The sequence below is a fragment of the Streptomyces recifensis genome (genome assembly GCF_002154615.1).
In the GTDB taxonomy this organism is placed as follows: domain Bacteria; phylum Actinomycetota; class Actinomycetes; order Streptomycetales; family Streptomycetaceae; genus Streptomyces; species Streptomyces griseoluteus.
In genome coordinates, this window is the sequence record NZ_MUNH01000544.1 from 1 (window position 1) to 6596 (window position 6596).

Genomic DNA, 6596 nt, shown 5'->3' on the forward strand with positions numbered 1-6596 from the left:
CACCTGGACCTTCCCCGACGGCCAGCACATCGGCCAGACCTGGGACGCGACTGCGCACCAGACCGGCGCCCAGGTCACGGCCGAGGCCAAGAGCTACAACCGGTCGGTGGCCGCGCAGGGGACGATCGCGTTCGGCTTCGTAGGGACACATGACGGGGGAAACGGGGCGCCACGGGCGTTCCGGCTCAACGGGGAGCCCTGCGCGAACGGTTGACCGCCGCGGTTCGTCGGCGCTGGGGCGCGGCGCGTTCCTGCAGCGTCTGCTGGAGATGGTGCGGAGCTGGAACGGCTACTCGTCCGCCCGGATTGTCGACCACCCGAACTTCCCCCGGCAGGGCACCCTCCGCTTCGCGGACGACCCCGACCCGGGCACCCGCCGGCTCGCTCTCCTCGATCCGGAGGCGCCCGCCGAACTGGTGGAACGCTTCAGCCGGGACGCGGACTGGGGCATCCGCCACTCCGCGCTGGGAGACGAGCGGCTGTCCGTCGCCTCCGTGATCCGCCTGCTCGACGATCCGCACTGGTTCGTGCGCGAGACCGCGGCCGCCGACCCCCGCCTCCCCACCCGCGTCGTGGCCACCCTCCTGAACGACTCCACCACCGCCGAGGCCGCCGCGGCCAACCCCACCATCCCGGAAACCGTCATGCACCACCTGCTGGACCGGTAATCGGAACGTACTGTCAGCGCCCGCTACCAGACTGACAGCTGGGGCGGTGCTTCGCCCGACCGCCACCCTCCGCGGCGAAATTCGATAGCGGCTCGGCGGAGGTGGCTCTAGAGTGAGAACCGCTTCGCGCGGCGGTAGTTCGCCGGCGCTTCGGGCCGAGTGAGGAATGGGAGGTGTGACCGATGGCTGTCTCTGTGACGGGCCTTGCCCGCGACCAGAAGTTCATCCACTCCACCTCCGTGGCCACCGGCTGATCCGATCGCGCCGTAGGCGCTCGCCGGGGTCACCCCTGTGAAGGGTCTCCCTTGCAACTCTCCTCCTCGCACGCTCTTTTCCCCCTCGGCTGGGACTCCCACTGGGAAGCCGAGTTCACCCCCCATGCCCGTCAGGGTCTGCTTCCCGGGCGGGTCGTCCGGGTCGACCGGGGCCAGTGTGATGTCCTCACCGCGGACGGGGTCGTCCGCGCCGACACCGCGTTCGTGACGCCCAACGATCCGATGCGGGTGCTGTGCACGGGCGACTGGGCCGCGGTCGACCCCGAGGGCGGCAGTCCCCGGTACGTCCGGGCCTACCTCCCCCGCCGGACGGCCTTCGTGCGGTCCACCTCGTCCAAGCGGTCCGACGGGCAGATTCTGGCGGCCAACGTGGATCACGCCGTGGTCGCCGTGTCGCTCGCCGTCGAGCTGGACCTCGGGCGGGTCGAGCGGTTCCTCGCGCTGGCGTGGGAGTCCGGGGCGCAGCCGGTGGTGGTGCTCGCCAAGGCCGACCTCGTACCGGACCCCGCGACGCTCGCGCATCTCGTACAGGACGTCGAGACCACCGCGCCCGGCGTCCCCGTGCTCACCGTCAGCGCGCTCCACGGCGACGGGCTGGACGTGCTCCGGGCGCTGATCGGCACCGGTACCGCGGTGCTGCTCGGGCAGTCCGGCGCGGGCAAGTCCACGCTGGCCAACGCGCTCGTCGGCGCGGACGTGATGGACGTCCAGGCCGCGCGGGACGTGGACGGCAAGGGCCGGCACACCACCACCACCCGCAACCTGCTCCCGCTGCCCGGCGGGGGCGTGCTCATCGACACCCCCGGACTGCGGGGTGTCGGCCTGTACGACGCGGAGAGCGGGGTCGGTCAGGTGTTCTCCGAGATCGAGGAGCTGGCGGCGCGCTGCCGGTTCCACGACTGCTCCCACGCCTCCGAGCCCGGCTGCGCGGTCGTCGCCGCCGTGGACTCCGGCGAGCTGCCCGTACGGCGGCTGGAGAGCTACCGCAAACTGGTCCGCGAGAACCAGTGGATCGTCGCCAAGACCGACGCCCGCCTGCGCGCCGAGATCCGCAGGGACTGGAAGCGCAAGGGAGCCGAGGGCCGCGCGGCGATGCGGGCCAAGCGGGGTCCCTGGACCTGACCCGCAGGGGGCCGGGCTGCATGTCCGTTTTCCGCTGGCCCGGCCCCCCTCCCACGTCCGACACTGGACGCATGACGGACGATGACAGCAGGTACGAGGCGGTGCGCAGCCGTGACGGGCGGTTCGACGGCGTCTTCTTCTTCGCCGTCCGGACCACCGGCATCTACTGCCGCCCGAGCTGCCCGGCGGTGACCCCCAAGCGGTGCAACGTCCGGTTCTTCCGCACGGCCGCCGCCGCCCAGCAGGCGGGCTTCCGGGCCTGCCGCCGCTGCCGCCCGGACGCCGTACCGGGGTCGGCCGAGTGGAACGTCCGCGCCGACGTCGTCGGCCGGGCCATGCGGCTGATCGCGGACGGCGTCGTCGACCGTGAGGGCGTCACCGGCCTCGCCGCCCGCCTCGGCTACAGCGCCCGGCAGGTGCAGCGCCAGCTCACCGGCGAGGTCGGCGCGGGGCCCGTCGCCCTCGCCCGCGCGCAGCGCGCCCACACCGCGCGCACCCTGCTGCGCACCACCGAACTCCCGGTCACCGAGATCGCGTTCGCGTCCGGCTTCCGCAGCATCCGCCAGTTCAACGACACCATCCGCGAGGTCTACGCCCACACCCCCACCGAGGTACGCGACGCCGCGCCGCGCTCCCGCCGGAGCGCCCCGGGCACGGGCATCCCGCTGCGCCTCGCCCATCGGGGCCCCTACCAGGCCGGCGCCGTCTTCGACCTGCTCGCCCGCGAAGCCCTACCCGGCGTCGAGGAGGTGACCGGCGCCCCCGGCGGCCGCGTCCACCGGCGCACCCTGCGGCTGCCGTACGGCACCGGCGTCGCCGTCGTCCACGAGCGCGCCCACACCCGCGGGCCGCGCGGCGGCACCCGGCCCGGCGGCTGGCTCGACGCCCGCCTGCTGCTCACCGACCCCCGCGACCTCACCACCGCGGTGCACCGGCTGCGCCGGCTGTACGACCTGGACGCCGACCCCTACGCCGTCGACGCCCGCCTCGGCGCCGACCCCCGGCTCGCCCCGCTGGTCGCCGCCCGGCCCGGCCTGCGCTCACCCGGCGCCGTCGACCCGCTGGAGACCGCCGCCCGCGTCCTGACCGGCTCGTCCGACGAGGTCGCACGGCTCGTCCTCCGGTACGGCAAGGCGCTCGACGCGCCCAGCGGCACCCTCACCCACCTCTTCCCCGAGCCCGCAGTCCTCGCCGAGGCGGAGGCCGGCACGCCGCTGGGCACGCTCGCCGCCGCCCTCGCCGACGGCCGCCTGCGTCTCGATCCCGGCGCCGACCGGGACGAGGCCCGGCGGACCCTGGACGCCCTGCCCGGCATCACCCCGGCCGCCGTCGCCGCCCTCCGGGCGCGCGTCCTCGGCGACCCGGACGTCACCCCACCCGGTACGGACCCGCCCGAAGCCTGGCGGCCCTGGCGGTCCTACGCCGTACAACACCTACGGGTCGCCGAGGAGCTGACCGACTGATGGCGATCATGGACAACCCCTACTGGACCGAGCTGGCCTCCCCGGTCGGCCCCCTGCTGCTCACCGCCGACGCCGACGGCGCGCTGACCTCGGTCTCCGTGCCCGGCCAGAAGGGCGGCCGGACCGTCCAGGAGGGCTGGCGGCACGACCCCGGACCCTTCCGGGAAGCCACCGAGCAGCTCACCGCCTACCTCGCCGGAGAGCTCAAGGAGTTCGACCTGCCGGTCCGGGCGCGGGGCACCGAGTTCCGCGAGCGGGTGTGGGCCGCCCTGGACACCGTCCCCTACGGAGCCACCACCACGTACGGCGCGATCGCGGCCCGGGTCGGCGCCCCGCGCGCCGCGATCCGCGCGGTGGGCGGCGCGCTCGGCGCCAACCCTCTGCTGGTCGTCCGCGCCTGCCACCGGGTCATCGGGGCCGACGGCACGATGACCGGGTACGCGGGCGGGCTCGAGCGGAAGATGTGGCTGCTGCGTCTGGAGGGGGTGCTCAGCGACGTGTGAGCCCGTGGGGGACGCCCGCGCTGGGCCGTGCGGGTGGGCCCCCGGCGCTGGCGCCCCCCACGGGCCCGCCGCGTGTGACACCGTCGCCTCCGGCGGCCCGGACACGCGGCGGGCCCGGTGCGAAAGGGCGGACGTTGGGCTACGTCGTACGGGTCCTCGCGGCCCTGCTGCTCGTCCTCACCCCGGCCCCGGCCCGGGCCGCCGGGGCGCAGTCGTGGACCGGCACCTGGGAGGCCGCCCCCTCCGGCACCGCACCCGCCCTGCCCGGCGCCGCGATCCGCAACATCGTCCACCTCAGCGTCGGCGGCTCCGAGCTGCGCGTACGGGTCACCAACCGGCTCGGCACCACCCCGCTGCACCTCGGCGCGGTCACCGTCGCCCTCCGGCAGGGCCGGGGCCCGGACGCCGTACCCGGCACCCTGCGCACCGCCACCTTCCGGCACGCGACCAGCGCCACGGTCCCGCCCGGCCGGGACCTCCTCACCGATCCGGTCCGGCTCACCGTCCCGGCCGCCGCCGATCTCCTGGTCACCGTCCTCACCCCGGAGGACTCCGGCCCCGCCACCCAGCACGGCACCGCCCTCCAGACCAGCTGGCTCGCACTGGTCGGCGCCGGGCACGCGGCCGACGAGGACGGCTCCGCCTACCGCACCCCCATCAGCAACTGGTACTACCTCGCCGGTGTCGACGTACGCGGCACCGCCGCCGGCAGCGTCGTCGCCTTCGGCGACTCGCTCACCGACGGCCACGGCTCCACCCACGACGCCAACCACCGCTGGCCCGACCTGCTCGCCGCGCGTCAGCGCCGCCTCGGCGTCCTCAACGCGGGCATCGGCGGCAACCGCCTGTTGCGCGACGGCACCGGCCCCGGCGCCCTCGCCCGGCTCGACGCGGACGCGCTCGACCGCGCCGGAGTCCGCTTCCTCGTCGTCTTCGAGGGCGTCAACGACATCAACGGCAAGCCCACCGCCGACGACGTCGGCGCCTACGCCGACGCCTACCGCACCCTCGTCGCCCGCGCCCACGCCCGGCACCTGCGCGTCGTGGGCGTCACCCTCACCCCGTACGCCGGCTACCCGGCCCACACGCCGGCCCGCGAGAAGGTACGGCAGGGGGTCAACGAGTTCATCCGCACCGGCGGGACCTTCGACGCCGTCTGCGACGCGGACGCGGCGCTGCGCGATCCGGCCGACCCGGTACGGCTGCTGCCGCGCTACGACCCCGGTGACCATCTGCACTTCGACGACGACGGGATGCGGGCGGTCGCCGACTGTGTGAGCCGCGTCCTGCTGTGACCCCGGGCGGAGTCAGCCCCACAGCACCGCGCCCAGCCACGCGGCCGCGATCACCAGGCAGGCGAAGAGTTCCGTGAACACACTGGAGCCGCCCGAGCGCATCGCCGTACGCAGCGCGGCCATCGCCTCGCCGTGGCGGCCGAGCCGGAGTCGTTCGCCGAGGTAGATCCCGCCCATGAAGCCGGGCAGCGCACCCACGACGGGCAGCAGCACGAAGCCGACGAGCGCGCCGACGCCCGCGTACACCGCCATCCGGGGCGTCGCCCCGGCCGCCCGCAGGCGGCGTGGGGGCAGCGTCCAGCGGACGACCTGTGCCAGCAGCAGGACGACGGTGGCGCCGACCAGGAGGGCCCAGGCCAGGCCGGACGGGTTCGTCAGCGCCCACCACAGGACCCCGGCCCACACCAGCCACGAACCCGGCACGCCGGGCACCAGCACTCCGCACAGGCCGAGCGCGATCACCAGGCCGACCAGCAGGAGTTCCCACGCTCCCATCTGCCCAGCGTGCCCGAGCCCGCAGGAAACCGCAGATCTCGTACGGCCGTTCGCCCTGTCCCTCGATGCGCTGGGCGAGGAGGGACCGATTTCGCCGATGCCCCGTTTCCGCGCGGCCCGCGTGGTGACAATTACCGGCATGAGTCAGCAGGGGGAGGGGCCCACTCGCCAGGACGACGACTGGTGGGGTCAGCTCTACGACGAAACGGCCGACGACACCGGACCGGCACCGGCCCCGGATTCCCTGGACGACCGGTACGCGTCGGCGAAACGCACGACGGTGCCGGGGCCCGGCGGCGCCGAGGACAGGGGGGCACGGCCGGAGGGCTCGCCGCCCCTGCCGGGCAACACATCCGACGGCCCGGCTCCCGAGCGGCGCCCGCCGGTTCCGGCGCAGCGGGGCGCCGAGCCCGCAGTCGGGGGAGGGGCGCCTCCGGTTCCCGGGGTTCAGCCGGGGGCCGCGCCGGCGTCCGACGCCCCGCGGACCCCGCCGACCGCTCCCCCGGTGCCGGGAGCTCCGGCGCCGCCGACCTCGCCTCCCGCGCCGGATGCGGGGGAGGCGGCCCGGTCCGCCGGCCCGACCGTTCCGGGCGCCCCGGTCCCGCCTCCCGTGCCGGAGGCGCGGCGGACTCCGCCGGCCGAACCGGCGATCCCTCCGGTGCCGGATGCCCCGGTACCGACGGCAGAGCCCTCCGCGCCGGACCCCCGGCGGGCGACGCCCCCGGCTCCGGGGCGGACGCCGGTTCCGCCGAGCGCCCCGGACACACCGGCGGGC

Annotated in this window: 7 protein-coding genes and 1 pseudogene; 6 read left to right on the forward strand and 2 right to left on the reverse strand. The window is 75.5% G+C overall.

Annotation, left to right across the window (positions count from 1 at the left end; all coding sequences use genetic code 11):
* From CCN33_RS25340 to CCN33_RS25365, 6 genes are all read left to right on the forward strand, one after another.
* A partial coding sequence (locus tag CCN33_RS25340; protein WP_208621889.1) for a cellulose binding domain-containing protein occupies nt 1-214 on the forward strand: 214 nt, incomplete at its 5' end.
* Nucleotides 215-269: 55 nt separating this feature from the next.
* On the forward strand, nt 270-668 hold the full coding sequence (locus CCN33_RS25345) for a HEAT repeat domain-containing protein (RefSeq protein ID WP_086695786.1): 399 nt from the start codon (nt 270-272) through the stop codon (nt 666-668).
* A 305-nt stretch (nt 669-973) separates the two neighbouring features.
* Nucleotides 974-2065 carry a ribosome small subunit-dependent GTPase A gene (rsgA, locus tag CCN33_RS25350; RefSeq protein WP_086695787.1) on the forward strand — a complete coding sequence of 364 codons (1092 nt, stop codon included), beginning with the start codon at nt 974-976 and terminating at the stop codon, nt 2063-2065.
* Nucleotides 2066-2136: 71 nt separating this feature from the next.
* Nucleotides 2137-3528, forward strand: coding sequence for a DNA-3-methyladenine glycosylase 2 family protein (locus CCN33_RS25355; protein WP_086695788.1), 1392 nt, complete (start codon nt 2137-2139; stop codon nt 3526-3528).
* A gap of 8 nt (nt 3529-3536) precedes the next feature.
* A complete protein-coding gene (locus CCN33_RS25360) occupies nt 3537-4031 on the forward strand; it encodes a methylated-DNA--[protein]-cysteine S-methyltransferase (RefSeq protein WP_086695792.1) in 495 nt (164 codons plus the stop codon).
* Nucleotides 4032-4165: 134 nt separating this feature from the next.
* Nucleotides 4166-5326, forward strand: coding sequence for an SGNH/GDSL hydrolase family protein (locus CCN33_RS25365; protein ID WP_086695789.1), 1161 nt, complete (start codon nt 4166-4168; stop codon nt 5324-5326).
* Nucleotides 5327-5338: 12 nt separating this feature from the next.
* Here CCN33_RS25365 and CCN33_RS25370 read toward each other — a convergent pair whose 3' ends face one another.
* Entirely contained in the window at nt 5339-5821 is a 483-nt protein-coding gene (locus CCN33_RS25370) for a DUF456 domain-containing protein (RefSeq protein WP_086695790.1), read from the reverse strand.
* A 447-nt stretch (nt 5822-6268) separates the two neighbouring features.
* Nucleotides 6269-6596, reverse strand: a pseudogene (locus CCN33_RS32565) (hypothetical protein); the annotation flags it as partial.